Source organism: Thioalkalivibrio halophilus (genome assembly GCF_001995255.1).
GTDB lineage: Bacteria > Pseudomonadota > Gammaproteobacteria > Ectothiorhodospirales > Ectothiorhodospiraceae > Thioalkalivibrio > Thioalkalivibrio halophilus.
Genome location: NZ_MUZR01000002.1, coordinates 1 through 26,316, shown reverse-complemented (window position 1 = coordinate 26,316; position 26,316 = coordinate 1). Strand labels below are relative to the sequence as shown.

Genomic DNA, 26,316 nt, shown 5'->3' with positions numbered 1-26,316 from the left:
GGCGCATCCTTCGGTTGGGTACGAGTCTGGCTGGCGCGCGGCCTTTACCCCCGCGCCGCCGGGCCGCGGTGGCTCGGTCACTGCGTTCGGGGTCGGAGCGGTCATGGCAGGAAACCGGTCACGTTATCCAGCAGACTGGCCGTGTCCGTCAGATAGAGGGTCATCACGATCGCGAACGCCAGCAGCAGACTGCCGACCCCCAGTGCGAAGAAGAACAGCTCCGAATAACGGCGTCGCCTGTGCACCGCGGTGCGCACGCGCGATATCGAACCCAGCACGGGGCGGCCGGTGACTTCCGCGAGCTGACGGGTGTCGCTGATCGTGCGCCGCACTTGCGAGAGCAGGAACGCGAACCCGCTGCCCGCCCCCAGCCCCAGGAGCAGGATTCCGGCCGCCAGCAACGGTCGGTCCGGAAAGGCCGCCTGGTCCGGACGCCGCGGGGGTTCGAGGACACGGAAATCGACGGCGTCGGTCTGCATTTCCACCTCGCCCGACATCACCGCCTGTTCACGGCGATTCTGCAGCTGGCGGAAGGAATCGCGCATGACGTTGTAGTTGCGGGTCAGGGAGGTCAGCTCGGACTCCACTGCGGGGGCACGATGGACATCCCCCTCAAGGCGCTCGACGCGATCCTCGAAATCCTCGATCCGGGTCCGCAGGGACGCGAGCTCGCTCCGGGCCTCGGTAATCGCTACCTGCAGGGGATCATTGCCCCAACCGCCGCCGGACTCCGGTAGCGCTTGCGGGTTCTGCGCATAGGCCTCGGCCTCACGCTCACGCCGTTGCTCAAGTTCTTCCAGCATGCGGCGCGCGGAACGGACATCCGGATGTTCGTCCGTATAGCGCTGGCGCATGGCATCGAGGTTGTCCTGCAGGTCGCTGATGCGCCGCTCCAGCTCCGGGTTCTGATAACGGGCCTGGCCGCCGGCGCCAGCCTCTGCCGCGCGGCGCTGCAGGGCTTGCAGGCGGCTTTGCGCCTCGCGCTCCTGCAAGCGCGCTTGCCGCAGCTGCTCGCGCGCCTGCTCCATCCGGCTGTAAAAGTTGCCGTCCCCGCTGAGGAAACGCGCATTGTCGCGCTTGAACTCCTCGATCTCCGCCTCTTTTTCCTGCAACTGCTGTTCGTAGTTTTCGAGCTGACGTTCGATGAACTGTTGCGAGGTCGACAGATCGAGGCGCGAATCGCCCATGCCGCGTTCCATGAACAGGTTGACCGTCTGCCGGACCACCCGATGGGCCACATCGGGGTCGTGATGACGGAAACCGACCTGGTAGATGTTGTCCCGCTGCCCGCCCTCGAGGGTGATTTCCTCGCGCAACATGGCGACCTGGTCATCCAGGCTGGAGTTGCCTTCCACCACGTCGAGATCGCTGTTCCGCGCGATCTGTTCGAGATTGTCGCGACTGAGGAGCGTGTGGGTGATCATCCGGAGCCGCTGTTCGGTGTCCGGCCTTACGGTCATGCCGCGCAGTAACGGGTCGAGCACCGACTGGGTGTTTACATAGACCCGCGCGTCCGCCTCGTAGATGTCCGGCAGGTTGTGAATATATGCCCAGCCGCCCAGGGAGATGATCCAGGCAACCGGAAGGATCCACCATCGGCGGTTCCAGGTGGCGCGCGCGTGATGAAGGAATTCGTAGATTATCTTTTCCATAGAATCCGGCTTGTGGCCATACCCCCCAAAGGTGGCTAAAAGACGACCCATGGCTGAGCGGGAGTGGTATCCCGTTCTTTACCCGGCGGTATCGTTTGCGGCTGGTTTTGATTGTCAATGTCACCATTGAAGATGGTTTCTGGGGCTTTGTCCACATTTGTCGGAAATGTTTACACAAGGGGCTTCTCGGGCGTTATTCGGTTCCGTGGACGTCAAATACTTTTACAGCGGAAGTGTTTCAGGGAAGTGGTGACCGTGTTGTTTTTGTTTACATGAGCGGCCTTATTCCAGCGGTCAGCCGGAGACACGCAGTCTTCTGTTTCTTGTTATCAGGGTGTTATGTGGCCTGGTCCGTTTTTTGCTGAGTCTTCGCAGACAGGGCCATGTGCCCCGGCATTGAGCGGAGACACCGCATGAACCATGAAGAACTCGCCCGTGAGCTGGCCGATTTCTGGCTGCCAACCCTGCAGGAACGTGACTGGGAAGGGCGGCGCGAGGTCGTGAACGAGGTTCGCGCCGAGCTCTGTGAGTATTTGCCCACGGGCGAGGAATACGAGTCAGTCTCCGCGAGTTTTGTTGCGGCGGTGATTGACGCGCTGGGTGCTCCCCCGGTCATCCGGTCGGCGCAAGCCTCCATCTATTGCTTCTCTTCCGACCAGGACCATTGGGGGGCGGCGTTTGCCTGGCAATACGTCCAGGGCGAGGAAACCGAGGATCTGTCGAAATTCATGGAGACCGTCTGCAAGGACCGCAGGCGCTGGCCTCGCTACCTGATCGACATGATCACCCGGATATGGGTCCGGGGCGAGGCTCTGCGTTGCCGTCTGGTCGACCTGTCGCGGGGTGGTGCGCGCATTGCCGCGCCGACCGGCTACCGGGCGCTTCCCGGGCCGGGCACCCCGATCCGCGTTGCGGTACCCAACGGCAACGTGCGTGAGGCGGTGGTTGTGTTTGCCGGCCAGGGGAGGGCCGGCCTGCAGTTTTACCGATCCGAATATTTGTGAACCCACCAGACAAGCAGGGCCGGGGCAGTTCCGGACAACACCCGTGCGGCTGCTTGCAAACATCATGTCTGATTGAGGTCCGGTCTGCACCGGATATTCGACTATCAGGCGGGGAGTCAGTGAATACCATGCATCCAGAAGCACCAATTCGGGTCTATCTGGCACGTTCGGAGTCGCTGCGCCGCGTGCATTTCGGCCTGCGTTACCGAATTTACTGTGTAGAAAACGGCTATGAACCGCCAAGTCGGTATCGGGACGGTCTGGAGCGCGACGCCCTCGATCAGCGCTCGGAACACTTCGTCGTGCGTGTCGGCTCGTTTCACGGTCGCGGGCGGTGGGTGGGAACCATGCGCCTGATCCTCCCGGATGGACCGCATGATCCGGGCAAGGTGCCACCCCTGGAGATCTCGCGGCTGATCGCCTGTGATGCGCAGCATCTCGAATCGTCGAGGGTGCTTTACCATCTGTCCCAGGCGGCTCAGGCCTACGCCGTCGAACATGGATATCCGCATCTCCAGTTTCTGATCCGGCCGGCGCTGGCCCGCTTGCTGTGCCGGTTCGGACTGCCACTGGAACAGTGCGGGGAGGCACGCGATCATCGTGGCCTGCGGATCCCGTACCGGGTGGACGCGGCGGCCGCCGCGGACCGGCTCAGGAACTGGCGCCAGCGCTATGGTCTCCCTGCAGTCACTACCGGTGCACACTACATTCCCATGTACTGGCCCCTGGAGACTCACCCCCCTGACGTACAGGACGTACAGGACGTTCAGGGCGCCAGCGGGATGGACTGCCCGCAACTGCAAGATAGCTGAAGGGGGCTCCGGCGTGGACCAGGATCCGCTGACCACTGCGTTTCACCGGGACTTCGACCTGTTCGAGCCCCTTGATGCCGCTGCTCTGAGAGCGGTCTTTCGCCTGCGCTACGAGGTCTACTGCCGCGAATTCCACTTTGAACGCGAGGAGGACTGCCCGGAGGAACAGGAAATCGACGAGTATGATGCGGACTCCTGGCACTGCGTCCTGCAACACCGTTCCAGCGGGACCGCTGCCGGGTGTGTGCGCATTGTCCCCGCCAGTGGCAGAGGTTCCCACACCGAGCTCCCGATGGAGAAATACTGTCGGGGCAGTTTCCTGGATGTTCCCGAGCGTCCGGATCGTCTGGATCGCGGCCTGGTCTGTGAGGTCTCGCGCCTGGCTGTACACGGCCGGTTCCGACGCCGTCGTGGGGAGGCGGCAACCCCGCGGGGGGACGTGCGCACCCGGCAGATCGCGGCGGAGCAGTACCGCTCTTTCCCCATGCTTGCGCTCGGGCTTTTCATGGGCGCCACCGCGATGGCGACGCTGCACGGCAAGGAGCATGCCTTTGCCATGATGGAACCGTCCCTGGCGCGCATCCTGCGACGCACCGGGCTGCCCATGGCACAAGTGGGCAGGCTGCAGGAATACCATGGCCGGCGGGCTGCCTTTTACATTCACCGCGAGACGGCCAGCGAAGGCATCGAACGCTCGGAATTTCTGCGAGACCTGTATCACCACGCCTATGACATCTTCACCGGGAACATGGAGCCTCCGGCGGATCGGGTGTCGCGGGTCCGGGCTGCCTGATGTCCGGGTTCGATTACAACGTCGCCTTCGTTCGCACGATCGGCTGGGTGACCCGGACCGAACTGGAGCGCCTGCGCAACGCCCGGATCGCCATCGCGGGGCTGGGGGGCGTGGGCGGCAGCCATCTGCTGACCCTCGCCCGGCTGGGTGTCGGGCATTTCCACATCGCCGACTTCGACCACTTCGAGTTGCACAACATGAACCGCCAGGCCGGGGCGAGCATGTCGCGAATGGGCTGGCCCAAAGTGGACGCGTTGCGGGACCTGGCGCTGGACATCAATCCGCAACTGGAGATCCGCAGCTTTCCGGAAGGTGTCCATACCGGCAACCTGGATGCGTTCCTTCAGGGGATCGACGTCTATGTCGACGGACTCGATTTCTTCGCCTTCCAGATTCGCCGCGAAGTCTTCGCCGCCTGTGATCGCATGGGCATCCCTGCCGTGACCGTGGCACCGCTCGGCTTCGGAGCTGCGCTGCTTAATTTTCGTCCCGGGGGCATGAGCTTTGATCGTTATTTCGATCTGCGCGATGACCTGTCCGACACCGAGCTGTCGATACGCTTCATGGTGGGTCTGGCGCCGGCGATGCTGCACACGGGCTACCTGGTCGACCCCGACGCGGTGGACTTCGAGGCCCGGCGCGGGCCCTCGACGCCGATGGCGTGCGAGCTGTGTGCCGGGGTCATGGGGACCGAAGTCCTGAAAACCCTGCTGGGCCGCGGTAGAAGCACCTGGGTCCCGCGCGGGGTGCACTATGATGCCTATCGTCAGCGCCTGGCACGGACCTGGCGACCGGGTGGCAACCGCAATCCGGTCCAGCGACTGCTGATTCATTTCGCGCGCCGCCGGCTCGCTCGACTGCAGCGACGGCGCGCGACCGCTTCACCTTCGGGAACGGGGTAACCGCATGCAACGAATGAAAACGAACCTCATGGCCCTTGGCATGCTGGCCGTCGGACCGGTACTCGCCCCGGTGGCCGCGGCCGACGACGCGGGCCGCGAACTGGCAGAGGCCGTCCACGAGCGGCCCGAAGGCAACGACGTCGTGACCCGGGGAACCATGACCCTGACCGGGGAGGGCCGCCGCGAGCGCGTGCGCGAGAGCTATGAATACCGCCTGGATGGCGATGAGCCCGGCGAGAGCTGGAACCTAATTCGCTTCACCTCGCCCGGGAACATCGCCGATACCGCCCTGCTGATTCACAACCACCCCGGTGGCGATGTGGACCAGTGGCTGTACCTGCCCGCAACGCAGCGTGAGCGCCGGGTCTCCGGCGAGAACCGGGGCGGGAGTTTCGTTCAGTCCGAGCTGTATTTCGAGGATCTCGAAGACCGCGAGCCGCACAAGGATGATCATCGGATCCTGGGTCAGGACACGTTCCAGGAAGTCGAGGTCACGATCCTGGAAAGCGTGCCGGTCGATCCCGGCAACTCGACCTACAGCAAGCGCGTGAGCTGGATACACGAAGAGACCCTGATCCCGCTGCGCATTGACCTGTACGAGGGCGGGGAAGAGCCGTCCAAACGCATGGAGGTTCAGGAAATGGAAGAAATCCAGGGCTACTGGACGGTCATGCGCAGCAGCATGACCGATCTCGACAGCGGCCGCATTACGATCCTCGGAGTTCAGGATGTGGTCTACGACAATGACCTGCCGCGTGACCTGTTCACCACGCGTGGTCTGGCGGATCCGCAGCGTGCGCGCCCCTATCGGCCCTGAACGGGCGCGGCCGCGCCGGCATCCGGGCCGGGCGGGGCTGTTCCTTGCCGTGCTGGGGGTCGTCGTGCCGCCAACGGCCGTCGGCGAGACGGCCGCGACGGAGGGTATGACGGAGAGTCCGCCGGAAGAGGCTCCCGTCCGCTTTACCTTCGGAGTTCAGGGGGAGGCCGGAGACGCTGAAAGCGAGGCACCCGAACCGGACTCGCCCTGGCGGACACGGGTGGATGATGCGAACGTGGAGGCGGGGATCCTCGCGACCTCCGATCGTCCCGTGGATTTCACCCAGCATGGCCGTGCCGTGGTCTCCGCCGCCCGCCCTCTGGGGGAGGCCTGGGAACTGCGTCTGGGTGCGCGCGTCGATGCGCATCTGCAGCAAGGCGGTGACTATCCGGGGGTCTCGCGGCTGAGGGCCGACTACGACGAGACCTACCTGCGTTATCGCGGGGACCGGACACGCTTCACGTTCGGGGCGCAGCAGATCCTCTGGGGGCGCGTCGACGAGATCCCGCCGACCGACCGCCTGAGCACGAAGGATCTGACTCGCTTCGGTCTGGATGACTATGCGGATCGGCGGCGCGCCAGCCCGGCGATCCGCGCGGAGTTTTTCCAGGGCGCCTGGCATGCGGATCTGGTGTTTCTCCCGCTGTTTCGCGAGGCCGAACTGCCGCACCGGGACAGCCTGTGGCACCCGGTGGATCGCAATCGCGGCGAACTGCTGGGCCTCCCGGCACAACCGGAGCTGGCCCCCTTCATTCGCCAGGCCGATGTCGACGATGATCTCTCCGGCAACGGGGGCGGGGGTATCCGTCTGGCGCGTGCCGGGCGCGGTGCCGATTTCGCCGTCACCCTGCAGCGGGCGCGTCACTCGGAACCCTATTATCGGTTTGACGAAGCAACACGCCAGGCGATCCTCGCCGGCATGCCTCCGCCGGAAGAGGCGACCCTGGAGGCCATCCATCCGCGAACCTGGGTCGCCGGGGGAGATATCGCCTTTGCCGCGGGGGCGTGGACCTGGCGCGCGGAGGCGGCCTGGCTGAGCGATGTTCCCGTGACTCGCGCGGACGATCTGCGCCAGGAAACGACCGAAGGCTTCGACTGGGTGATCGGTGTCGAGGGGTTCCCCGGCGATGGCGATTTCCGCATGACCACTCAGCTGACCGGGCAGCACCTGATGGGCGCCGGCGACGTGCTCGATGACACGGAGAGCTATTTCCTGACCGGCGAGTTCGAACTGCCGTTCGCGGGTCACGCGTGGAACGCGCGGCTGCGGTACTCGCTGGGACTGAACCGGCGCGACGTCTACCTGCATCCGGAACTGGCATGGACCGCCCGCGAGCCCATGGAGTTCTTCATCGGCGCTCACTGGCTGGACGGCGCGGACGGAACCGCCGGTGACTTCTATCGCGACAACCGGATGCTGGTCATTGGCTGGCGGGGCCAGTTCTGATGCACTGGATGCTGCGGCATCCGTCCCTGGCACTGGTTCTCCTGACCCTCCTGGTCGTCCTGCCCGGGCCCGTCCTGCTGCAGGTCGATTTCAACAACGCCCCCGAGATCTATTTCCCCGAGGACGCACCGGCCGTGGTCTTCGACCGCGAGCTGCGCGAGCATTTTCCCCAGGACCAGGTGATTGTCGCCCTGTTTTCCGGAGAGGGCGTCTACCAGACCGAATTCCTGCAACGCATCGGGGCGCTCTCGCAGGCGCTGGCAGCCGCCCCGGCGGTCGAGCGGGTGCTGTCGGTCACCACCCTGGACCACATCCGTGCGACGCCAGCCGGCTTTTCGGTCGAGCCACTGATCGATCCGCGGGAACTGGACAGCCGTACGCCGGAGGCCTGGCGGACGCGAGCGCTGGAGGACCGCTTCGCACCCGGGCTGGTGGTGGCCGACTCGGGCGAGGCGACCGCGCTGGTGGTCCGTCCGCACGCCCTCGACAACAGCCTCCAGCGGCTCCAGCTGGAACAGTTGCTGCGGGCGGGGATCGCGGAACACGGGCTCGCGGACGACCTGTCCGCGGTCGCCGGCCATATCGCCCTGGACGTGGCTCAGCTGCGCGCGATGCTGACCGACCTGGCGCTGCTGGTGCCGGGCACCATGACAATCGGACTTTTGCTGCTGTGGTGGCTGTTCCGGCGCTGGCTGGTGGTGGGAGTCGCGGCCGCCACCATCAGCGCCGTGACCGGTCCCGCCATCGCACTGCTGATCCTGCTCGAGCGGCCGTTCACGCTGATCTCCGCGATTCTGCCACCGCTGCTGACGGCCCTGACCGTGGCCATGCTGATGCACTTCTTCAATGCCCAGCTGCATGCGGCGCAGCGGGGTTATCTCGGGCGCGATCGGGTGGTGGCGGCCCTGCAGGCGGTGGCGCGCCCGATTCTTTTCATGGCGTTGACCACCGCGGCGGGTCTGGCTTCGCTGAACGTGAGCAGTATCCGGCCGATTGGCGGCTTCGGGCTGGTCGGGGCATTCGGCGTATTGCTGGCGGCGGCCATTGTTCTGTGGCTGTTGCCAGCTCTGATGGCCCGCTGGGACCGGGGCCCGTGGCATGCGCCCCGACGGAGCCTGCGCCTGCTGGACCGCGTCACCGGCTTCGCGGCCCATCTGGCCATCCGCCGCGCCGGCTGGGTGGTGGCCATCGCCGCAGTGCTGATCGCGATCGCGCTGCCGCAGATCCGGCATGTCGAGGTCGAGACCGATCTGTATGCCTTCTTTGACGATCACCACCCCATCACTCAGTCGACCCGGCAGGTCGAGGAGGAGCTTTCCGGCGTGATGGCCCTTGAGGTGGTGTTCCAGGGGCCGGAATGGGACAGCCTGCAGGCCCCGGACCGCCTGCAGGCCATCCATTCGGTGCAGGAATGGCTGGATGCTCGGCCGGAGGTGGATTACAGCATGTCGCTCCCGGACCTGGTCGCGGAGATGCACTGGGCCTTCAACGAAGAGGATCCGGCCTTCCGGACGATCCCGGACAGCAGCGACCTGGTGGCGCAGTATCTGTTTATCTACGACGGTCGCGACCTGTACGACGTGGTCGACCGGGATTTCGGGCGCAGTCGGCTGCTGGTCAACCTGAATGCTCACGGGGCCCGCGAGATCAATGCGCTGATGGATGATCTGCGCGACCGCCTGGAGGCGCACCCCCCGGCGGACATGCAGTGGGATCTTGCGGGGATGGCACGGCTGTTCGCCGATCAGGAACGCCTGCTGATTCAGGGGCAGCTCCACAGCCTGTACGCCGTGGCCGGCATGCTCGCGCTGCTGATGCTGGTGATGTGGCGCTCGGTCCCGCTGGCCGCCGTGAGCATGCTCCCGAACCTTGCTCCACTGGCCTTGATCTTTGCGGTGATGGGGGTTCTCGGCATCTGGCTGGACATGGCTACGGCGATGATCGCCAGTGTCGCGATCGGTATCGCCGTGGACGACACCATTCATCTGTTGTACGGCTATCGCCAGCGCCGTCTGGCCGGCAGTTCGGTCGCCTGGGCCCTGGCCCGTACGTTCCGCCGCACGGGCCGCGCGATTACGGCCACCACCATCGTGCTGGTCGGGCAGTTCCTGTTGCTGGCCCTGTCCGACTTTCAGCCGACCGCCGCCTTCGGTTTGCTCACGGCCTTCGGGCTGGTCGCCGCGCTGATCTTCGACCTGCTGGTGCTGCCCGCACTGCTGGTCCTGGGCCACCGTCTGAGGAACCGCCCGGTTCTCTCCTGACTGGCGGCGCGTAGATCCCTGTAACCGGCACAAAAAAAGACCCCGTCCGGAGACGGGGCCGAAAAGGGGCCTTTCCTTGAGGGGGGGGGCAAGGAAGGCCCGGGCTACACCTGCGGGACTTGCGCCCGCAGGTTGTTGTCGTTCGTCTGCCGGCGGCCACGGATGGCGATGAAGCCCAGGAACAGCAGACCGGTGCCCAGCAGGATCAGCATGCCCGGCTCCGGCACTTCGTAGCGTACGGTGCTGTTCAGCTGGGTCTGGCGAACCAGAGCGCCGCTCTCCAGCTCCACCAGCTGGTCAGCCGTCGGGATGGGCGGATCCACGTTGGTGTCAAGGCGCCAGCTGATGGGGATGCCGGCACCGCCCTCTTCGCTCGCAATGTCGTAGAAGCTCTCGCCGGATTCGTGATCGATGAAGAAGTTCCGGACGAACTCGTTGTCGGCCCATTCGTCGTCGAAACTCACCTTGCCCATGATGTCGAGATTGGCGGCCTGGATCACGGAGCCCTCGACGTCCATGCGCATCACCTTGGTCCGGTCACCGGAGGCGCCGTCTTCAAAGTAGGTGTCGAAAAAGCCATCGGTGTAGCGAATGCTCAGGTCGCCGTTGTCCGTCTCGTAGACCTCCCCCTGGATCTCGTAATCGAAGGTGAGTCCCCAGCCGGTGTCGTCGTAGAACCATTCGTCGGAGGAGAAGCCGTTATTGGCCTGCGTGCCACCGACGCCGCTCACGAAGTTGAGATTCACGACATTCTTGTCGGCGACATCGTCCGGATATTTCAGCGATACCGATGATTCACCGTCGATTGCCGTGAAGTTGCCCTCCGAGAATCCGAAACCATCCATGGTGCTTTCGAGATTGGTGTCCACGAACTGGGTACCCGCGGTATTCGGGTCGCCCAGGTAGAAGGACGAGGCCAGCGTGTTACTGGTTCCGAGTGTGTCGATCTCGCCGGTCTGCGTGCTGCTGTTGCCACTGAAGTCCTGCTCAACATCAATGACAAAGGATCCGGCGAGGGCAGGGGATGTCATCGCCATGCCCAGTGCTGTTGTCAAAAGGAGATTCTTGTAGTTCATCGTCATTTCCTTTGAAAGGTCTGAATGGGTACCGCAAGGATACTTATGCAGACCTCGTGCCAAAGGATGAATAGTTGCAGAAAAAGGCCTAATTACAGGAGGTTAAAAGAACCTGTCTCCAGTGGTCCAGGTGCACCGGGCGGGTTTTCCGGGCCCGGTGTAAACCTTCTGTACGGGCCTGCCGGATCCCCTCAGCGGGCCAGCTGATCGTGAAGCGCCCGCGCCTCGTTGCGCTCAGGGAAATCGCCTCCTTCCTGCAGGATGGCTTCCAGCAGGGTGCGTGCGCCCGTGGAATCGCCGGCCCGGTCGCGTGCCCGCGCCAGGTTGTAGCCGATGTCCGGGGTGGAAGCGGCATCGTCGAAGGCGGTCTCCAGCACTTCGCGGGCCTCGCCGGGCTGATCGCCGTAAAGCAGTACAACACCCAGGGTGTCGAGGACCACGGAATGGTCGGGCGCCAGGTCCCGTGCCCGGCGGGCGTGATCCAGCGCCTGCTCGTTGTCGCGTTCCCGCAGCAGCCAGGCAAGGTTGTTGAGCGCGATCACGTCGTCCTCGTGCCGGGCGAGCAGGACCCGGTAGGTGCTGATGGCGCTCTCCTCCTCGCCCAGCTCCACCAGGGTCGACCCGAGCAGGTGGCGTGCGCCCGGGTCCTCGGGATTGCGCTGTAACCATTCCTCCAGTTCGCTCAGCGCCTGTTCGGTCTGCCCGGCTGCCATGCGTACCTGATGACGTTCGGCCAGCCATTCCCGTCGTGGCTGCTGCTCGATCGCCGCAGAATAGGATTTCGCAGCGGCCTCGTGGTCCCCGGCGCGGGCCTCGAACCAGGCCCGCTGAGCCTTCACGGCCGGCAAGTCGGGCCCGGCCTCTTCCAGCGGGCCAAAGGCCTCCCGGGCCTCATCCACTTGCCCCATGAGGCTGAGCTGGCGCACCAGGGCCTGCCGTGCGTCCATGCGCTCGGGGTTCAGGGACAGGACCTCGCGTAGCGCGACCACGGATTCCTCCGGGGCGCCACTGGCGGCGAGAACGCGTGCCAGGCGGAACTGGAAGGTCGCGTTGTCGGGTCGCAGTGAAGTCAGCCGGCGCATTGGATCCACCGCTTCCTCCGGCGCTCCGCGGCGCTCCTGCACGTCGGCCATGGCGAACAGGGCCTCCGGTTCTTCGGGGTGGCGTTCCAGGGTTTGTGCCAGGGTCTCAACGGCAGCATCCGGGCGGTCCTGTGCGAGCTGAGCACGGGCCATAATGAGGCGCGGCTGCAGCTGATCGGGGGCCTGTTCGATGGCCGGTTCAAGCCACTCGGCCGCCTGTTCCGGGCGTCCATCGCTGAGGGCCATCCCCGCGAGGCGCATGGCTGACCCGGGATGGCCGGGTTGCCGGCGTTGCAATTCCTCGAACACCTCGGTGGCTGCATCGCGATGGCCCATCCGCAGCTCCAGCGAGCCCAGGTTCATGGCCAGACTGATGCTGTCGGGGACCTTCTGCAGGCCTTCCTGGAATGTCAGTCGGGCCTCCTCCACACGGTCCAGCCCCAGCAGGGCCGCACCCTTGACGTTGTAGCCCTGGGCCGCGTCCGGCGCGTCCGCGATCATCTCGCGCGTGAGTTCCAGCGCCCGAGAATAGCGGCCGGCCCCGAGATGGGTCATGGCTTCCGCCTCGGCCGTGTTCCCGGATTCGCCGGCCGTGCTCTCGCGGACGGCGGCGGCCTCGTCTTCCTCGCCGCGCTCGACAAGCACCTGTGCCAGCATGCGGCGCATGGTCGGCGTGGCGTGACCTTCTTCGATGGAGGTCCGCAGCAGGGCTTCGCCCTGCTCGGTGTGGCCGGTCTCCAGGTAAACTGCGGCCAGCAGGTTACCCAGCTCCGGCGTGAGTTCCGGGCGGCTCTCCAGGGCGTTCGCCAGCACTCGGCGTGCGTGATCGGTTTCATCGCGCTCCAGGTGGATCCGGGCCTGCAGCTGATAGGTCATGGAGGTGCTTTCACCCAGCGCGCGGTGGCGCTGGAGCTGGTGTTCCGCCTGGGTCAGGTTGCCGTTCTCCAGGTGAATGGCCGCCAGGTAGGGCATCGCCGCGCGGTAATTGCGGGCAGCGGAAAGGCTTTCTTCCAGATACGCCTGAGCCTGGTCGTATTCGTCCTGGTGGAAATGGATCATGCCCTGCAGAAAATGGCCGCCGGGATGCCCGGGTGCGCCGGTCCGCAGGACCTCGGCATCGGCCGCCGCCGCTTCCATGTTTTCCAGGTGGAAGTGCGCAAAACCTCTCTTGAGACGCTCGGTGATCTGGTCCGGACGCAGCTCCACGGAACGGTCATAGGCGGCGAGGGCAGCATCGACATCCCCCTCCACACGTTTCAGGTCTCCCTTCAGGCTCCATGCGGCACCCAGCTCTTCGTCGGCGTCGAGGGCGGCCCGCACTGCGGTGAAGGCTGCCTCGATATCACCGTCACGAAAGGCCTTCTCGGCCTCGGTCAGGTGCAGAATGGCCAGGCCGGGATCCAGCGAACGAGCCTGTTCGAGACGTTCGTGGCCGGACTCCGTATCTCCGGCTCGTACCAGGCCCAGGGCCTGATAGCTCAGGAATTCCGCTTTCTCCGTGTCGGTCAGATGCGCCGGAGGGTCCAGGTCCTCGATCTCCTCCAGCCGGTTCAGGTGAAAGAGGCTGCGGGCCAGCGGCAATACGAGATCGGGCTGCTCCTGCTGGTGCCACGCGCGCTCAAGATGGCTCACGGCGTTGTCGTGCTGGCCGTGATGGTGGTAGGCGAGGCCGAGACCGGCGCGGGTTGGGGCCCGGCTTTCCTCGCGCAGGGCATTGCGGTATTCGATGATCGCCGCAGCGTAATCACCCCGTTCCATGTACTGGTCGGCACGCTCGAGGTAGTCGGCCTCGCTGGCCCCGCCCAGTCCATCGCAGCCGGTGGCGGCCAGCAGGGCCAGTGTCAGAAGAGCGGTCGGGAACGCCGGGCGCGAGTGACGAAAACGCGCGGGGCGTTGCGGGTACGGATTCTTCATCGGGTTTCCCTCAAGCCAAGTTTGTCGAGCAGGCTGTAGACGGTCGGGCGGGTGACGCCCAGGAGGTCCGCGGCCTGGGCGATGTTCTGATTGCTGCGCGCCATGGCGCGCAGGATGGCTTCGCGTTCGGCGCTGTTGCGGACCTCGCGCAGTCGGGGAGAGGGCGCCTCTTCCGTCAGGTGATCCAGTCCAAGGTCGCGGGCGGTAAGCAGTGGCCCGTCGGCCATGATCACGGCGCGGCGGACCACGTTCTCCATCTCGCGCACATTGCCGGGCCAGTCGTAGGCTTCGATCGCATCCGTTGCGTCACGCGTGAAGCCGCGGTGGGGCTTCCTCTGTTCCCGTGCGAACTGTTTCAGCAGGGCGTGAGCAATCAGGCTGGCGTCGCCCTGGCGGTCTTTCAGGGGCGGGATCCGGATCTCGATTTCGCCGATCCGGTAGTAGAGGTCCTCGCGGAACGATCCGTCACGAATCAGATCCGCGAGGTTCTGGTTGGTGGCCCCGATGATGCGCACATTGACCGGGATTTCGGCGCGGCCGCCGAGGCGTTCCACCTTGCGTTCCTGCAGGAATCGCAGGAGCTTCGCCTGCAGGCTTTGCGGCAAGTCCCCGATCTCGTCAAGAAACAGGGTCCCGTTATTGGCGTGTTCGATCTTGCCGATGGTCTGGCGGGAGGCGCCGGTGAAGGCGCCCTTCTCGTAACCGAACAGTTCGCTTTCCAGCAGGTTCTCCGGAATCGCCGCGCAATTGATGGCGACAAAGCGCTCGTTCGCCCGGTCGCTCAGATCGTGCAGCGCGCGTGCCAGTACCTCCTTGCCGGTGCCACTGCTGCCCAGCAGCAGGACTGTCGCGTCGGATGGCGCCACGCGTTCCACCATGCGACAGACCTTGAGCATGTCGGGGTCCGAGGTAATCAATCCGGACAACGGGCTGTTCGAGTGGAGGGCCAGGGCGCGGTTCTCCGCCTCGAGCGCGTAGAGCCGTGCCGCACGATCCACGATCATGCGCAACAGATCGGACTCGACCGGCTTGATGTAGAAATCGTAGGCCCCGAGGGCCACGGCCTTGAGGGCATTGGACCGATCATCGTTGCCGGTCACCACGATCACCTTGGTTCCTGGTGCCTCGGCCAGGATTTCCTGCAATAGTTCCAGGCCCTCGGAGGCATTGGCCGAATCCGGGGGCAGGCCCAGATCCAGCGTGACCAGGCCGGGGGCATGGCGCCGGATTTCGGTCATCGCCGAAGATCGATCCTCCGCTTCCAGGATTTCGTAACCATCGAAACACCAGCGCAACTGATTGCGCAGGCCCTCGTCGTCTTCCACGATCAGTAATTTGGGCAGTGAGCTCACGCAACGCCTCCGGTTATCGGGATCTGGGTTTCGGGCGCCACGGCAGTCGGCAACGGGAGTCGCAATGTGAACTGCGTCCCCTCACCCCGCGCGCTCTGGACATCGATACGGCCACCCATGACGACAATGTGGTCACGGGCCTCGTACAGGCCTATGCCCATGCCGGCGTTCCCCTTGGTGGTCTGAAAAGGCCGGAACAGGCGGTGTTTGAGAAAATCCTGGTCCATTCCCTGACCGTTGTCGGTCACGGTCACCACGGCCCAGGGCTCCTGAGCATGCAGACCCAGCATTACGCTGCCGTCGTCCGGGGTCGCTTCCTGGGCATTGCGCACCAGGTGCATCAGCACATTGCGGAGCCCTTCGGGGTCGGCGGTCACCCGGACCGGTTCCGTGGTGGTCAGAAGAGGTTCCGGCTGCAGCTCCCGACTGGCAGTGATCACCTCCTGCAGGAGGGCCTGCAGATCTAGGGTCCGCGGCGCGACCGCCGGCCCGGGCTGGCCCTGTCGCAGCTGTTGCAGGGTGCGTTCGAGACGCTCGCGGGCACCGGCCACGGTGCGGAAGGCATCGCGCACGAATGCCGGGTTCTCCGCATGGCGGTCGGCGTTCGAGCAGACCAGGGACAGCTGTGCGGAGACGTTCTTGAGGTCATGGACCAGGTAGGCGGCCAGCCGATGGAAAGTCTCGAACTGACGCGCCTCCAGCAGCGCCTCGTCGGTTTGCACCAGGGCCACGTAAACCGCGAGCTGGCGGGCTGCCGTCTTGAGGAGGTCGCGCTCTTCCCAGTCGATCTTGCGGGGTGCACGCGGGCGTGCCAGCACTACAAACCCCTGCAGGTCTTCGCCCTTGAGAAGGGGCACGATCAGCCAGTGTCGGGGGTTCCGGAGCAACCATTCGGGTAACTCGAGAAGGTCGTACAACCCCGGATCGCGACGATACTCGTCCAGGCTGACAACCCAGCCGGTCCGCCGCAGGAATTCCGCCAGCGCGCTCTCGGGAGGCTCGGAGGGGTAGTCCGGCTCGCCCATGTTGAGCACTCCGTCCAGACGACAGGAGCCGTCCCGCTCGCGCGTCCACAGGAGCCCTCCCGGACTTTCCACCAGTTCGCCGATCGCCTGAATTGCGCGCTGCCGGAATGGCAGGTCGTCATCCTCGGCCGACAAGGTGCTGGTGAAACGCAGCCATTCCTCGCGATAGTCGAACGAATCATGAAAGAAATGCTTGGAGAGAAAGACCCGCAGACGAGCACGAAGACTGCCCGAGGTGAGGATGACTCCCAGGATAACCACCGCCCCGAACAGGAAGGTGACCTGCAGCAGCGCACCCAGGTCGCCCCCGACATGACGGAGGTAGTATCCGGCCGCACCCACCGCCAGCAAGTACAGCCCGGCCCCGGTAAGGGCCGCGGTGTGGAACAGAAGCTTGCGGGAGACGGTCGGCGCGTCGAGTCTTACCGGGCGCCGGGCCAGGGAGATCGCGATCAGAGGCACCACGATGGCGTTGACCAGTCCGCGCGCCTGCCAGGCGGGTCCGTCCACCGCCTGAAACAGCACCAGCTCGGCGAACAGGAACAGGTCAAAGGCGAACACCCCTCCCAGGCCCAGGGTCAGAAACTTGATCTCCCAGCGACGGTGAGGGGGGGTGTTGCGATAGACCTGCTCCACCAGCACCAGGCCGAGGACCGCCATCGCCAGCACCGCGACCGCGGGCCAGGGACCAAGCAGCTCGACCGCCGGCCAGGTGAGCAAGAACAGCGCACCCAGCAGGAACACGAGGATGGCGAGGGTGACGGAGCGCAGGGCACCGAAGAGTCGGGCCGGCTGGTCATCACGCCCGCTGAGAAGCGCCAGCAGCAGCGCAAACCAGCCGGCATTGCGCAGGACCTCGAAGGCCCCGCCGCCGAGCGGGGTGACCCCCGAGCCCAGCGCGAGCAGACCCATGTAGGTCGCCCAGATCAGCGAGAGCCCGGCAGCCCCCGTAACCCAGAAACTGCCCGGACGCTCGCGCCATCGACCCAGTGCCAGGGCGATGAGTACGGCAAAGGCCAGGGCGGCGATGAAATAGCTGGCGGCGGCCAGATCCATGACCTGCAACCTAGCGCGCGCCGCGCCCGAACAGCACGACCTGGACTGTCTCGAACAGGATCAGTATGTCCAGGAAAAGGGTGTGGTTTTTTACGTAATAAAGGTCGTACTGCAGCTTTTGCCGGGCATCCTCGACCGAAGCACCGTAGGGATATCGCACCTGGGCCCAGCCGGTAATGCCGGGACGGATCGTATGGCGGGTCGGGAAGTAGGGGATCAGTTCGGTCAGTTCCTGCACGAACACCGGCCGTTCGGGGCGCGGTCCCACGAACGACATGCTGCCTTCAAAGACGTTGATGACCTGCGGCAGCTCGTCGATCCGCAACTTGCGGATCAGTCGCCCCACGCGGGTGACCCGGTCATCGTCCTGTACCGCCCAGCGGGCGACGCCGTCGACTTCGGCATCCTCGCGCATGCTGCGAAACTTGCAGACTTCGAATGGCTGGTTGCCCAGGCCGACCCGGGTCTGCCAGAAGAAAACCGGTCCACGACTCTCCAGCTTGATCGCGGCCGCGGTCACCAGCATCACCGGAAGTGTCACCAGCAGCAGCAGCGAGCTGGCCATGATGTCGAAAGTCCGTTTGACGGCATTGCGAGTCCTGCCCTGACGGAAACCTTCGCCAAAGACGAGCCAGCTGGCATTGAGCGAATCGAGCCGCACCCGTTGCTGCTCGCGTTCAAAGAACGTGGAAATGTCCGTAATGGCCACCCCTCGCAGCTTGCATTCCAGCAGCTGTTTCATCGGCAGGTTCGAGCGGCGATCGCGAATGGCAACGACCACCTCCTGAGCGCGATGCTGGCGGATCAGATCGATCAGGCTGGTCTCGCCGTCCAGAGTGAGGTGGCGCTCCGGGTCCTCGGGGCGGTCTTTCTCGCCGTCGGTCGCGATGTATCCGAGGATGCGGTACGGGAGTGCAGCCGCGTCGATCGACTCGATGGCGCGAGCGCGACTTCCGGTGCCGAGCACCAGGATCCGGCGCTTGAATGCGTCCACCGAAGAAACATTGCCCCACAGGCTGCGTTCCGCCGCCAGACCGCCCAGTAACACGAGCGCCGCGCCGGCTGCTGCAGCGGGCGAGAACAGGGCGCTGGGCGTTGTCAGGCCATACAGCGCGAGTACCCCGGCCACGACCAGCAGGGCAGGAACCAGGCGGGGCAGCGAACCGCGCACGCCATGGGTCGAAAGATAATCCGATTCGTAAAGCCCCGCGAGCATCAGTACCAGCAGCACCACGGCCGTGGCGCCTATCAATACGGGATCGAGCAGGCTGAGCCCCTCGGGCTCGAACGGGGGCAGCGTGAGCACCAGATACAGGCAGAGATACGCCATCAGGAGTTCTGCCGCGGCCAGCGCCAGAACCCGGCGAGGGATGTAATGACTGAAGATGCGCACAGCTAATACCTCCGCGCAAGCGCGCACGAACGAACGTGCCGGAGAAGGCGCGTTCCGCTGTTTCCGTACGCCCTCGAGTCGTTTGCGTTTCCTGGCGGGTGCGGTGAGAGCGGTGTGGCCGGACAGCAACGACCGGGCCGCAACGCTGTCACCGGGGCAGGCTGCCGGCGGCGGGCAAGGTGGTCGATTCTCACGTTCCCCTTTTCTCCCACTTGTTCCGCGGAGTCGTGCGGGGCGTGGAGGACAACCCCCAGCCCACTCGTCGAGCCCCCGCCCTGGTGGCCTGTTGTTCTCCGTTCCGCGATGGGTCAGTCCGTGGCTTTCTTGATGTCGCTCTTGAGATCCCCGTAGGCGGCCTCGGCCTTCCCGCCGTATTTTTTCATCTTGCCCTCCTGCTCCGTTTTCTTGTCACCAGTAATGTCTCCGGCGATTTCCTGGACCTTGCCTTTGGCAGCGTCTGTCCTGCCCTTGATCTGATTCTTGTTCATTTCAATTCCTCCATATGAACAGCAGTACCCGGTTCTCCACATCCCGTCATGGATCGGGGGCTGCGTTGAGTAGAAAACTAATGGTCTGCGGAGGGGGCGTCTGTGCGCTACCGAACAAATCCCGGCTCTCGGGAGAATTCGGTTCGTCTTTGCAGGCGGTCGGTTTCCCGGCGACCTGGCGGGTGACTGAGGCGGAAAAAACCGGCAGTTGCGTTCTTATGGGGCTCTTCCCAAACTGGCGACGCCGTTTCGGCAAGGAGAATGAATCGGCCACATTGAACATCTCCGGTGTCGCATTGATCGGGTTCGCCAACATGCGTCCGCGGGTGTCCAATGTAAAATTTATTGACATTAATTCTGCTCTGGAAATGTTCCCTTAAGTTGGACTATGCTCGATCTGAAAGCTGGCTGTTAACCAGAACAAAAACCCCGGCATCATGGCCGATCGTTGTTTTCGATTGCGGATCGATTTCAGGTTCGGGGGTGCGGCGAGGCAGGGGTGTTCTTAGCCATTTTTTGAAATACTGAAAGCCAGGGGAGAAATCACAATGTCCATTTCATACTTTCGAAACGCCGGGCCGGCTCTGATCATTCTCGTGCCACTGCTGCTGGCCGGCTGTGCCATGAATGATTCACCGGATGCTCCGAGCGAGGTTGAACAGGCCGTGCTGGATCAGTACGTGATTGGTCCGGGGGATTCCCTCCAGGTATCGGTGCGTGGCAATCCGGACCTCTCCACCGGGGTGTCCGTGCGGCCCGACGGGCAGATCACGACACCCCTGGTAGAGGACGTGCAGGCCAGCGGCCGGACCCCGACCGAACTGGCCCGGGAGATGGAAGAAGAACTCTCGCGTTTGCTGCGCGACCCGATCGTGACCGTGATGGTGACCGGCTTTGCAGGCCCGTATGACCGCCAGATTCGCGTGATCGGACAGGCGGCGGAGCCTCAGGCACTGCAGTACCGCGAAGACATGAGCGTGATGGACGTGATGATCGCCGTCGGGGGTATTACCGACTTCGCCGCCGGCAATCGCGCACTGATCGTGCGTCAGGAGGATGGTGAGCGGCAGCAATACCGGGTGCGTCTCGATGACCTGGTCAACGGGGGGGACATCTCGGCCAACGTCGACATGGTCCCGGGCGACACCCTGATTATCCCCGAACGGCGTTTCTGAGGTGCCTGTCGGGTGCGGTTTCTCCGGGTGCGCGACGTCCCCGTGGCCAGTGCTGGCCCGGGACAGCGCTCCCCGCAGGTTTCATCTGACGATGAAGGGGGCACATTCTGGAGATCTTCTCGTTGCGCGCGCTGGCCGCCTGGTTTCTGCCTCCCGCGGGACCTCTGGTGCTGGCCATGGTCGGGTTGTTGCTTTGGCACCGGCCGGCGGGTCGATGGCTCGCCGTGGCCGGGGTCCTGCTGCTCTATCTCTTTTCCATTCCGCCAGTGGGCTACGCACTGATGGCACCGCTGCAGACCCCGTATGAGCCTCCCGATGATCCGGTGCTGGTCAAGGCCGACGCCATCGTGGTGCTGGGGGCGGGTTACCGCAGCGGTGCGGCGGAGTTTTCCGGGGAGACGGTCAATGACCTCGCCCTGGTCCGCCTGCGCTATGCGGCGGTGCTGCATCGACGTACGGGACTTCCGGTGATCGCTTCCGGGGGTGCCGCGAAAGGTCGCGAGCCGGAGGCGCGGTGGATGGCCGAGGTGCTCGAAGAATTCGGCGTGAGTTCGATCCTGCGGGAGGACCGGTCCCGCGATACGCGGGGCAATGCGCTGCATTCGGCCCGGCTGTTGCGCGAGGCCGGGCTGGAGCGCCCGTTGCTGGTGACCCACGCCCACCACCTGCCGCGGGCCATACGGGCGTTCGAACAAGCGGGGGTCGAGGTGATCCCGGCCCCGACCGGGGCGTTCATAGCCCCGGACAACGGGATGTCGCCCGGGGTGTTCCGGCCCCGGGCCAGTGCACTGCGTATGAGCTGGCTGGCAATGCACGAATATCTGGGCATCCAGTGGTATCGGTGGCGGTCCCGGGACCGCCCGGCAACGCCTGCGAATGCGGAACAGCCATCCGGAGGCCGGGAACAGGGGATATCATCATGAAACTGTTGGTAACAGGCGGCGCCGGCTATATCGGCAGCCACGTGGTGCGGCATCTGCGCGAAGCGGGGCATGCGGTCACCGTTTACGACAACCTCTCGACCGGCCATGCATGGGCCGTGGGTGACGCCGAGCTGGTGGTCGCGGATCTTGCCGACAGCGAGAGCCTGTGGCGGGTTCTGGCGCGCGGATTCGAAGGTGTGCTGCACTTTGCCGCCCACATCGTGGTTCCGGAATCAGTGGCCGAACCACTCAAGTACTACGACAACAACACCCGCAACACCCTGAACCTGCTGCGGGGATGCGCGGATACCGGCGTGGGCTATTTCGTGTTCTCCTCCACCGCCGCCGTCTACGGTATCCCGGATACGTCCGCGGTGGCGGAGGATGCCCCGCTGCAGCCGATTAATCCCTACGGCGCCTCCAAGATGATGTCCGAACGGATGCTGATGGATCTGGGGGCCGCTTCCCGCCTGCGCTATGTCAGTCTGCGCTATTTCAACGTGGCCGGTGCCGATCCCCGCGGGCGCCTCGGTCAGGCCACACCCGACGCCACCCATTTGATCAAGGTCGCCTGTCAGGCCGCCACCGCCCAGCGCGACGGCATCACCGTGTTCGGCACCGACTACGACACCCGCGATGGCACCTGCGAACGGGATTACATCCACGTCGAGGATCTGGCGGCCGCCCATGTGCGTGCCCTCGAATTCCTGCAGCGCGGCGGCGATTCGCAGGTCCTCAACTGTGGCTATGGCCATGGCTACAGCGTGCTCGAAGTGCTCGACGCCGTGAAGCGCGCGAGCGGTGTCGATTTCGCGGTGACCTTCGGCGGGCGTCGGGAAGGCGATCCGCCCGCGTTGCTGGCCAACGCCGAGCGCATCCGCGGGACCCTGGTCTGGCAACCGCAATACGCCAATCTTGACCTGATCGTACGTCATGCCCTGGCCTGGGAGGAGAAAGTCGCGGCATTTCTGGCCACGGCCCACCCCGGGGCGCACCGGCGATTCGAGCGCAAACACGCACATTGATCAGCGTTTCCCGGAGGTGTTTGTATGCATATCGTCATCATTGCGGGGGGCGTCGGTTCGCGACTGTGGCCGGTCTCCCGGGAAACCAACCCGAAACCCTTCATCCGGATGGAAGACGGGCGGTCGCTCCTGCAGAAGACCTGTCTGCGTGCAGTGGCCACCGGCAGCGTGGAGAGTCTGACCACGGTGACCAATCGCGATCTGTTCTTCCGCACCGAGGACGAATACCGCGAGCTGGCGCTGTCCGTGCCGCTGCACTACCTGCTGGAGCCCTTCGGACGCAACACGGCGCCTGCCGTGTGTGCCGCGGGGCTGGAGCTGCAGGCCCGCTACGGCGACGACGCGCTGATGCTGGTGCTTCCGGCCGATCACCTGGTGACGGACGAGGACGCCTTCGTGCGGGCGGTGGCGCGCGCGTCAGCGGCGGCCGCGAACGGGCGCCTGGTGACTTTCGGCATCCCGCCGTCGCGCGCGGAAACCGCTTTCGGCTATATCCAGGTCCCGGAGGGCAGCGATCTGTCCGGCAGCCATGTCCTCGAGGTCGAACGTTTCGTGGAGAAGCCCGATCGCGAGCAGGCGGAGCAGTATCTCGCCGGTGGCCGGCATCTGTGGAACGCGGGTATGTTCTGCTTTCGTGCGGGCACCCTGCTCGAAGAGCTGAACCGGCACGCGCCGGCTCTGCTGCAGGCCGTGACCGCTGCCCTGGAGGCCGCCGGCCGCAGCGAAGGGGAGGGGCACAGCGTAACTCGGCTTGCGCCGGAGAGCTTCGGTGCGGTCGAGGATGACTCCATCGACTACGCCCTGATGGAAAAATCCTCGCGGGTCTCCGTGGTGCCCTGCGACCCGGGCTGGAGCGATATCGGGTCGTGGCAGGCGATGGCCGGGCTGGTGGAGCCGGATGCGGCGGGCAATCGCGTCGTCGGCCAGGCCGAACTGGAAGACTGCCGCGATACCTATGTTCGCAGCCCGCATCGTCTGGTCGCCGCCGTGGGCGTGGAGGACCTGGTGATCGTGGATACCGCTGATGCATTGCTGGTGGCCCGCAAGGAGCACAGCGAGGACGTAAAGAAGATCGTCCAGCGTCTCAAGGCCAATGGCGGTGAGCTGCATCACCACCACGTGACCGTGCATCGCCCCTGGGGCACCTACACCGTGCTGGAGGAGGGCGAACGCTTCAAGATGAAACGGATCGAGGTGAAGCCGGGGGCGTCGCTGTCCCTGCAGATGCATCACCATCGCAGCGAGCACTGGGTGGTGGTGCGCGGAACGGCCAGGGTGGTCAACGGCGAAAGCGAGCACCTGCTGAGAACGGACGAGTCGACGTACATCGCGGCCGGTCACCAGCACCGCCTGGAGAACCCCGGCATTCTTCCGCTGGTGATGGTCGAGGTGCAAAGCGGGGAATACCTGGGCGAGGATGACATCGTGCGCCTGGACGACAGCTACGGACGGAGCTGAGCATGCCCGCCGGACAACATGGACCCGGTCGCTCGAGCGCAAGCGGGCGGGTGGATTCGCGCCGCCCCCGGATCGACGAAGTCCTGGCCCGCAGTGGCGTGGCCTTCGGGACCAGCGGAGCGCGGGGCCGGGTCGAGCAATTCGGTGATCCGGTCTGTGCGGCCTTCACGGCGGCGTTCCTGACCGTGATGCGCGAGCGGGGCGAGGTGCGGCAGCTGGTGCTGGGGCTCGACCGGCGCCCCGCGAGCTCGCCGATGGCCGCAGCCTGCACCGCAGCGGCACACGCAATGGGGGTGGAAGTGATCGACTGTGGCGTGCTGCCGACCCCGGCACTGGCCCTGGAGGCCATGGCCGGGGGCATGCCCGGCATCATGATTACCGGCAGTCATATCCCCTTCGATCGCAACGGCATCAAGTTCTATCGGCCGGACGGCGAGATCACCAAGGCCGACGAGCAGGCGATCATGGCCGTGAGCAGCGCGCTGCCCGAATGCGGACCCGGCGAGCGCATGCCCCTGAGTGAGCATGCCGCACGCCGCTATACGGCCCGCTATACGGACTGGTTCCCGGGGCAGCCTCTGACCGGCAGGCGCATCGGGCTGTATCAGCACTCCGCCGCCGGGCGCGCACTGAATCGGCAGGTTCTGCAGGCCCTGGGGGCCGAGGTGGTGGTACTGGGGCGCAGCGAACGCTTTGTCCCGGTGGATACGGAGGCGGTCAGTGACGCGGATCGCCGCAACGGTGAAGTCTGGGCCCGCCGCTACCAGCTGGATGCCCTGTTCACCACGGATGGTGACGGCGATCGCCCGCTGCTGGCGGACGAGCGGGGGCACTGGCTGCATGGCGATATCGTGGGTCTGCTGTGTGCCCGGGCGCTGGGCATTCAGGCACTGGCCGTGCCGGTGAGCTGCAACACCGCCATCGAGGCCTGCAGTGACTTCCAAAGGGTCGTTCGCACGCAGATCGGTTCGCCCCATGTGCTGGCCGGGATGGAGCGGCTGGGAGCGCAGTTTGACCGCGTGGCCGGGTTCGAAGCCAATGGTGGCTTTCTCCTGGGCACCGCAGTGGAGGAAAACGGGCGCCGGCTGGAGCCGTTGCCGACCCGTGACGCGCTGCTTCCCGCCCTGGCCTTGATGGTGGCGGCAGCCCGGGCGGATGTCCCGCTTTCGGCCCTGATGGCGGATTTGCCGGCACGTTACACCGCCAGTGACCGGCTCCGGGATTTCCCCTCTGAACGCAGCCGGGGCCTTTTGAATCGGTGGCAAGAGGACGGGGCGGCGTTCCAGCGTTCCCTCGGGTTGCCCGCTTCGGTCACGGCGCTCGACACCACCGATGGTCTGCGCGCGACCCTCGCCAACGGCGACATCGTACACCTGCGACCCTCGGGCAACGCCCCGGAGCTGCGTTGTTACGCGGAAGCAGACCGCGAGGATCGGGCGCGGGACCTGGTCAGCACAGCCCTTTCAAATCTGGCCGTTTTGTCCGGATAACCGTTCACCGGCACCACATCCCCGTGGTCGACGGCGGTCTCTGCTCGCAGTGAGCCCGCTCAGAACGTGAGCCCAGAGGCGTCGACCCGCCTTACGCCGCGCAGTTGTTCGGCCAGCTCGATCGCCATCTGGTGCTCCGCTTCGCTGTCCACCTCACCGCTGAGGGTGACGATACCATCCTCGGTGCTCACCGAGATGTCCCTGGCGCTTACGCCGCTGGACCAGATGAAGGTAGACCGTACCTTGGTGGTGATCCAGGTGTCACTGATGTAGTCTCCGGTGTCAGACGCAGTCTCCCGGGGCCCGGCCACGGGGCCGTCATCCGTGTCGGGTGCTTCGGCGGTGTCCGGATCCCGGATTTCCAGCCGGTTTTCCACCGAGATCACGCCGGTGGTGGTCATGGCCAGCCGCTCGGCGAGCTCACTCGCCTCCTCCGATTCAGCCGTCCCCTCCAGCGTGACGTGACCGGAGGTGGTGCTCACGTCGGTGGCCAGCCCTTCCGCGTGCCGCGACCACATCAGCCGGGATTTTACCGCGGCGGTGATCGTCGCATCGGCGATCCGTTCGCCGAAGCCGGGCGAGTCTGTCGTTTCCGGAGGAACGTACTCCGCATCGACAATCAGCTGGTTGTCCACTTCGGTGACACCCTCAACGTTTCGTGCGAACTGTTCCGCCATCTCCTTGTGGATGTCTTCCGGTACCGTTCCCGTCAGCGTGGCCTTGCCATCCGCCACCGACACCGTGATATCGCCCTCCTGCAGGTGCGGATCCAGGGCGTAGGTCGTCGAGATCCGCTCCTCCAGCCGGATGTCGCTCGGGTTGCCGGACGGCGAGTCCTCGGTGGCAGCACCGCTCGTGGCACCAAGCGCGAGTGCGACACCCGAGGCAATGATCAGTTTTCGAAACGTTGTGTTCATGGCGTGATCCCGTTTCCAGTTTTGGCTGCATCGCCAGACTGACGCAGCGTCTTCGTGGTGTCCGTACGTTATCCCACTCATCCCCTCGTATTCGCCGACGCAAGTGCAATGCGTGGCCGCATGCTCCTCCTTTTTTACCGTTTCAAAACGGACTGGTATGTCAATAAAATTTACATTCTTTCATTGGTTTTATTTCATCAGTCCATAAAAGCTTTTTTTATTAACCCCTTGGGTGCGCTATCTGTCAAGGTAGA

Annotated in this window: 20 protein-coding genes; 12 read left to right on the top strand and 8 right to left on the bottom strand. The window is 64.9% G+C overall.

The window, feature by feature from the left end; all coding sequences use genetic code 11:
• Nucleotides 1-101: 101 nt before the first annotated feature.
• Complete coding sequence (locus tag B1A74_RS00190; protein ID WP_077243416.1) at nucleotides 102-1,652, bottom strand: XrtA system polysaccharide chain length determinant; 1,551 nt, start codon at nucleotides 1,650-1,652, stop codon at nucleotides 102-104.
• 413 nt (nucleotides 1,653-2,065) lie between these two features.
• On the opposite strand from B1A74_RS00190, the gene B1A74_RS00185 reads away from it, so the two are divergent.
• The 7 genes from B1A74_RS00185 (at nucleotide 2,066) to B1A74_RS00155 (ending at nucleotide 9,688) form a co-directional block, all read left to right on the top strand.
• Nucleotides 2,066-2,656: a PilZ domain-containing protein gene (locus B1A74_RS00185; protein WP_077243415.1), complete on the top strand. Its 591-nt coding sequence runs from the start codon at nucleotides 2,066-2,068 to the stop codon at nucleotides 2,654-2,656.
• A gap of 128 nt (nucleotides 2,657-2,784) precedes the next feature.
• Nucleotides 2,785-3,468, top strand: a complete 684-nt coding sequence (locus B1A74_RS00180) for a GNAT family N-acyltransferase (RefSeq protein WP_018945794.1) — start codon at nucleotides 2,785-2,787, stop codon at nucleotides 3,466-3,468.
• 13 nt (nucleotides 3,469-3,481) lie between these two features.
• Nucleotides 3,482-4,261 (top strand): PEP-CTERM/exosortase system-associated acyltransferase, encoded by a 780-nt coding sequence (locus tag B1A74_RS00175; RefSeq protein WP_018945795.1) that lies wholly within the window; start codon nucleotides 3,482-3,484, stop codon nucleotides 4,259-4,261.
• Nucleotides 4,261-5,163: a ThiF family adenylyltransferase gene (locus B1A74_RS00170; protein WP_018945796.1), complete on the top strand. Its 903-nt coding sequence runs from the start codon at nucleotides 4,261-4,263 to the stop codon at nucleotides 5,161-5,163. Before B1A74_RS00175 ends, B1A74_RS00170 begins: the two co-directional genes overlap by 1 nt.
• A 40-nt stretch (nucleotides 5,164-5,203) precedes the next feature.
• A complete protein-coding gene (locus B1A74_RS00165) occupies nucleotides 5,204-5,980 on the top strand; it encodes an outer membrane lipoprotein-sorting protein (RefSeq protein WP_244263427.1) in 777 nt (258 codons plus the stop codon).
• A gap of 49 nt (nucleotides 5,981-6,029) precedes the next feature.
• Nucleotides 6,030-7,427 carry a hypothetical protein gene (locus tag B1A74_RS00160; protein ID WP_425274663.1) on the top strand — a complete coding sequence of 466 codons (1,398 nt, stop codon included), beginning with the start codon at nucleotides 6,030-6,032 and terminating at the stop codon, nucleotides 7,425-7,427.
• Entirely contained in the window at nucleotides 7,427-9,688 is a 2,262-nt protein-coding gene (locus tag B1A74_RS00155) for an efflux RND transporter permease subunit (protein WP_077243413.1), read from the top strand. Before B1A74_RS00160 ends, B1A74_RS00155 begins: the two co-directional genes overlap by 1 nt.
• Nucleotides 9,689-9,792: 104 nt before the next feature.
• On the opposite strand, the gene B1A74_RS00150 is transcribed toward B1A74_RS00155, so the two are convergent.
• The 6 genes from B1A74_RS00150 to B1A74_RS00125 all read right to left on the bottom strand — a co-directional run bounded on the left by B1A74_RS00150 (nucleotide 9,793) and on the right by B1A74_RS00125 (nucleotide 19,074).
• A complete protein-coding gene (locus B1A74_RS00150; protein WP_077243412.1) occupies nucleotides 9,793-10,764 on the bottom strand; it encodes a PEP-CTERM sorting domain-containing protein in 972 nt (323 codons plus the stop codon).
• Nucleotides 10,765-10,955: 191 nt separating this feature from the next.
• Nucleotides 10,956-13,760: an XrtA/PEP-CTERM system TPR-repeat protein PrsT gene (prsT, locus tag B1A74_RS00145; RefSeq protein ID WP_077243411.1), complete on the bottom strand. Its 2,805-nt coding sequence runs from the start codon at nucleotides 13,758-13,760 to the stop codon at nucleotides 10,956-10,958.
• Nucleotides 13,757-15,103, bottom strand: coding sequence for a PEP-CTERM-box response regulator transcription factor (gene prsR, locus B1A74_RS00140; protein WP_026288843.1), 1,347 nt, complete (start codon nucleotides 15,101-15,103; stop codon nucleotides 13,757-13,759). Before prsR ends, prsT begins: the two co-directional genes overlap by 4 nt.
• Before the next feature lie 5 nt (nucleotides 15,104-15,108).
• On the bottom strand, nucleotides 15,109-17,193 hold the full coding sequence (prsK, locus tag B1A74_RS00135) for an XrtA/PEP-CTERM system histidine kinase PrsK (RefSeq protein ID WP_077243480.1): 2,085 nt from the start codon (nucleotides 17,191-17,193) through the stop codon (nucleotides 15,109-15,111).
• Between the two features lie 10 nt (nucleotides 17,194-17,203).
• Nucleotides 17,204-18,586 (bottom strand): TIGR03013 family XrtA/PEP-CTERM system glycosyltransferase, encoded by a 1,383-nt coding sequence (locus B1A74_RS00130; RefSeq protein WP_018945804.1) that lies wholly within the window; start codon nucleotides 18,584-18,586, stop codon nucleotides 17,204-17,206.
• A gap of 308 nt (nucleotides 18,587-18,894) precedes the next feature.
• Complete coding sequence (locus B1A74_RS00125) at nucleotides 18,895-19,074, bottom strand: CsbD family protein (protein ID WP_018945805.1); 180 nt, start codon at nucleotides 19,072-19,074, stop codon at nucleotides 18,895-18,897.
• Between the two features lie 548 nt (nucleotides 19,075-19,622).
• On the opposite strand from B1A74_RS00125, the gene B1A74_RS00120 reads away from it, so the two are divergent.
• The 5 genes from B1A74_RS00120 to B1A74_RS00100 all read left to right on the top strand — a co-directional run bounded on the left by B1A74_RS00120 (nucleotide 19,623) and on the right by B1A74_RS00100 (nucleotide 25,145).
• A complete protein-coding gene (locus B1A74_RS00120; protein WP_018945806.1) occupies nucleotides 19,623-20,249 on the top strand; it encodes an XrtA/PEP-CTERM system exopolysaccharide export protein in 627 nt (208 codons plus the stop codon).
• A 107-nt stretch (nucleotides 20,250-20,356) separates the two neighbouring features.
• A complete protein-coding gene (locus tag B1A74_RS00115) occupies nucleotides 20,357-21,172 on the top strand; it encodes a YdcF family protein (RefSeq protein ID WP_077243410.1) in 816 nt (271 codons plus the stop codon).
• Nucleotides 21,169-22,197 (top strand): UDP-glucose 4-epimerase GalE, encoded by a 1,029-nt coding sequence (galE, locus tag B1A74_RS00110; protein ID WP_077243409.1) that lies wholly within the window; start codon nucleotides 21,169-21,171, stop codon nucleotides 22,195-22,197. Before B1A74_RS00115 ends, galE begins: the two co-directional genes overlap by 4 nt.
• 24 nt (nucleotides 22,198-22,221) lie before the next feature.
• Complete coding sequence (locus B1A74_RS00105) at nucleotides 22,222-23,655, top strand: mannose-1-phosphate guanylyltransferase/mannose-6-phosphate isomerase (protein ID WP_077243408.1); 1,434 nt, start codon at nucleotides 22,222-22,224, stop codon at nucleotides 23,653-23,655.
• 2 nt (nucleotides 23,656-23,657) lie between these two features.
• Nucleotides 23,658-25,145 (top strand): phosphomannomutase, encoded by a 1,488-nt coding sequence (locus B1A74_RS00100; RefSeq protein ID WP_244269138.1) that lies wholly within the window; start codon nucleotides 23,658-23,660, stop codon nucleotides 25,143-25,145.
• Nucleotides 25,146-25,204: 59 nt separating this feature from the next.
• On the opposite strand, the gene B1A74_RS00095 is transcribed toward B1A74_RS00100, so the two are convergent.
• Nucleotides 25,205-26,062: a BON domain-containing protein gene (locus tag B1A74_RS00095; protein ID WP_077243407.1), complete on the bottom strand. Its 858-nt coding sequence runs from the start codon at nucleotides 26,060-26,062 to the stop codon at nucleotides 25,205-25,207.
• Nucleotides 26,063-26,316 lie beyond the last annotated feature (254 nt).

Coding starts and splice junctions, on each gene's coding strand:
- B1A74_RS00150 (WP_077243412.1), bottom strand. CDS start 10,764: ATGAACTACAAGAATCTCCTTTTGACAACAGCACTGGGCATGGCGATG.
- B1A74_RS00190 (WP_077243416.1), bottom strand. CDS start 1,652: ATGGAAAAGATAATCTACGAATTCCTTCATCACGCGCGCGCCACCTGG.
- B1A74_RS00095 (WP_077243407.1), bottom strand. CDS start 26,062: ATGAACACAACGTTTCGAAAACTGATCATTGCCTCGGGTGTCGCACTC.
- prsT (WP_077243411.1), bottom strand. CDS start 13,760: ATGAAGAATCCGTACCCGCAACGCCCCGCGCGTTTTCGTCACTCGCGC.
- B1A74_RS00120 (WP_018945806.1), top strand. CDS start 19,623: ATGTCCATTTCATACTTTCGAAACGCCGGGCCGGCTCTGATCATTCTC.
- B1A74_RS00170 (WP_018945796.1), top strand. CDS start 4,261: ATGTCCGGGTTCGATTACAACGTCGCCTTCGTTCGCACGATCGGCTGG.
- B1A74_RS00125 (WP_018945805.1), bottom strand. CDS start 19,074: ATGAACAAGAATCAGATCAAGGGCAGGACAGACGCTGCCAAAGGCAAG.
- galE (WP_077243409.1), top strand. CDS start 21,169: ATGAAACTGTTGGTAACAGGCGGCGCCGGCTATATCGGCAGCCACGTG.
- B1A74_RS00185 (WP_077243415.1), top strand. CDS start 2,066: ATGAACCATGAAGAACTCGCCCGTGAGCTGGCCGATTTCTGGCTGCCA.
- B1A74_RS00100 (WP_244269138.1), top strand. CDS start 23,658: ATGCCCGCCGGACAACATGGACCCGGTCGCTCGAGCGCAAGCGGGCGG.
- B1A74_RS00155 (WP_077243413.1), top strand. CDS start 7,427: ATGCACTGGATGCTGCGGCATCCGTCCCTGGCACTGGTTCTCCTGACC.
- B1A74_RS00180 (WP_018945794.1), top strand. CDS start 2,785: ATGCATCCAGAAGCACCAATTCGGGTCTATCTGGCACGTTCGGAGTCG.
- B1A74_RS00165 (WP_244263427.1), top strand. CDS start 5,204: ATGCTGGCCGTCGGACCGGTACTCGCCCCGGTGGCCGCGGCCGACGAC.
- B1A74_RS00105 (WP_077243408.1), top strand. CDS start 22,222: ATGCATATCGTCATCATTGCGGGGGGCGTCGGTTCGCGACTGTGGCCG.
- prsK (WP_077243480.1), bottom strand. CDS start 17,193: ATGGATCTGGCCGCCGCCAGCTATTTCATCGCCGCCCTGGCCTTTGCC.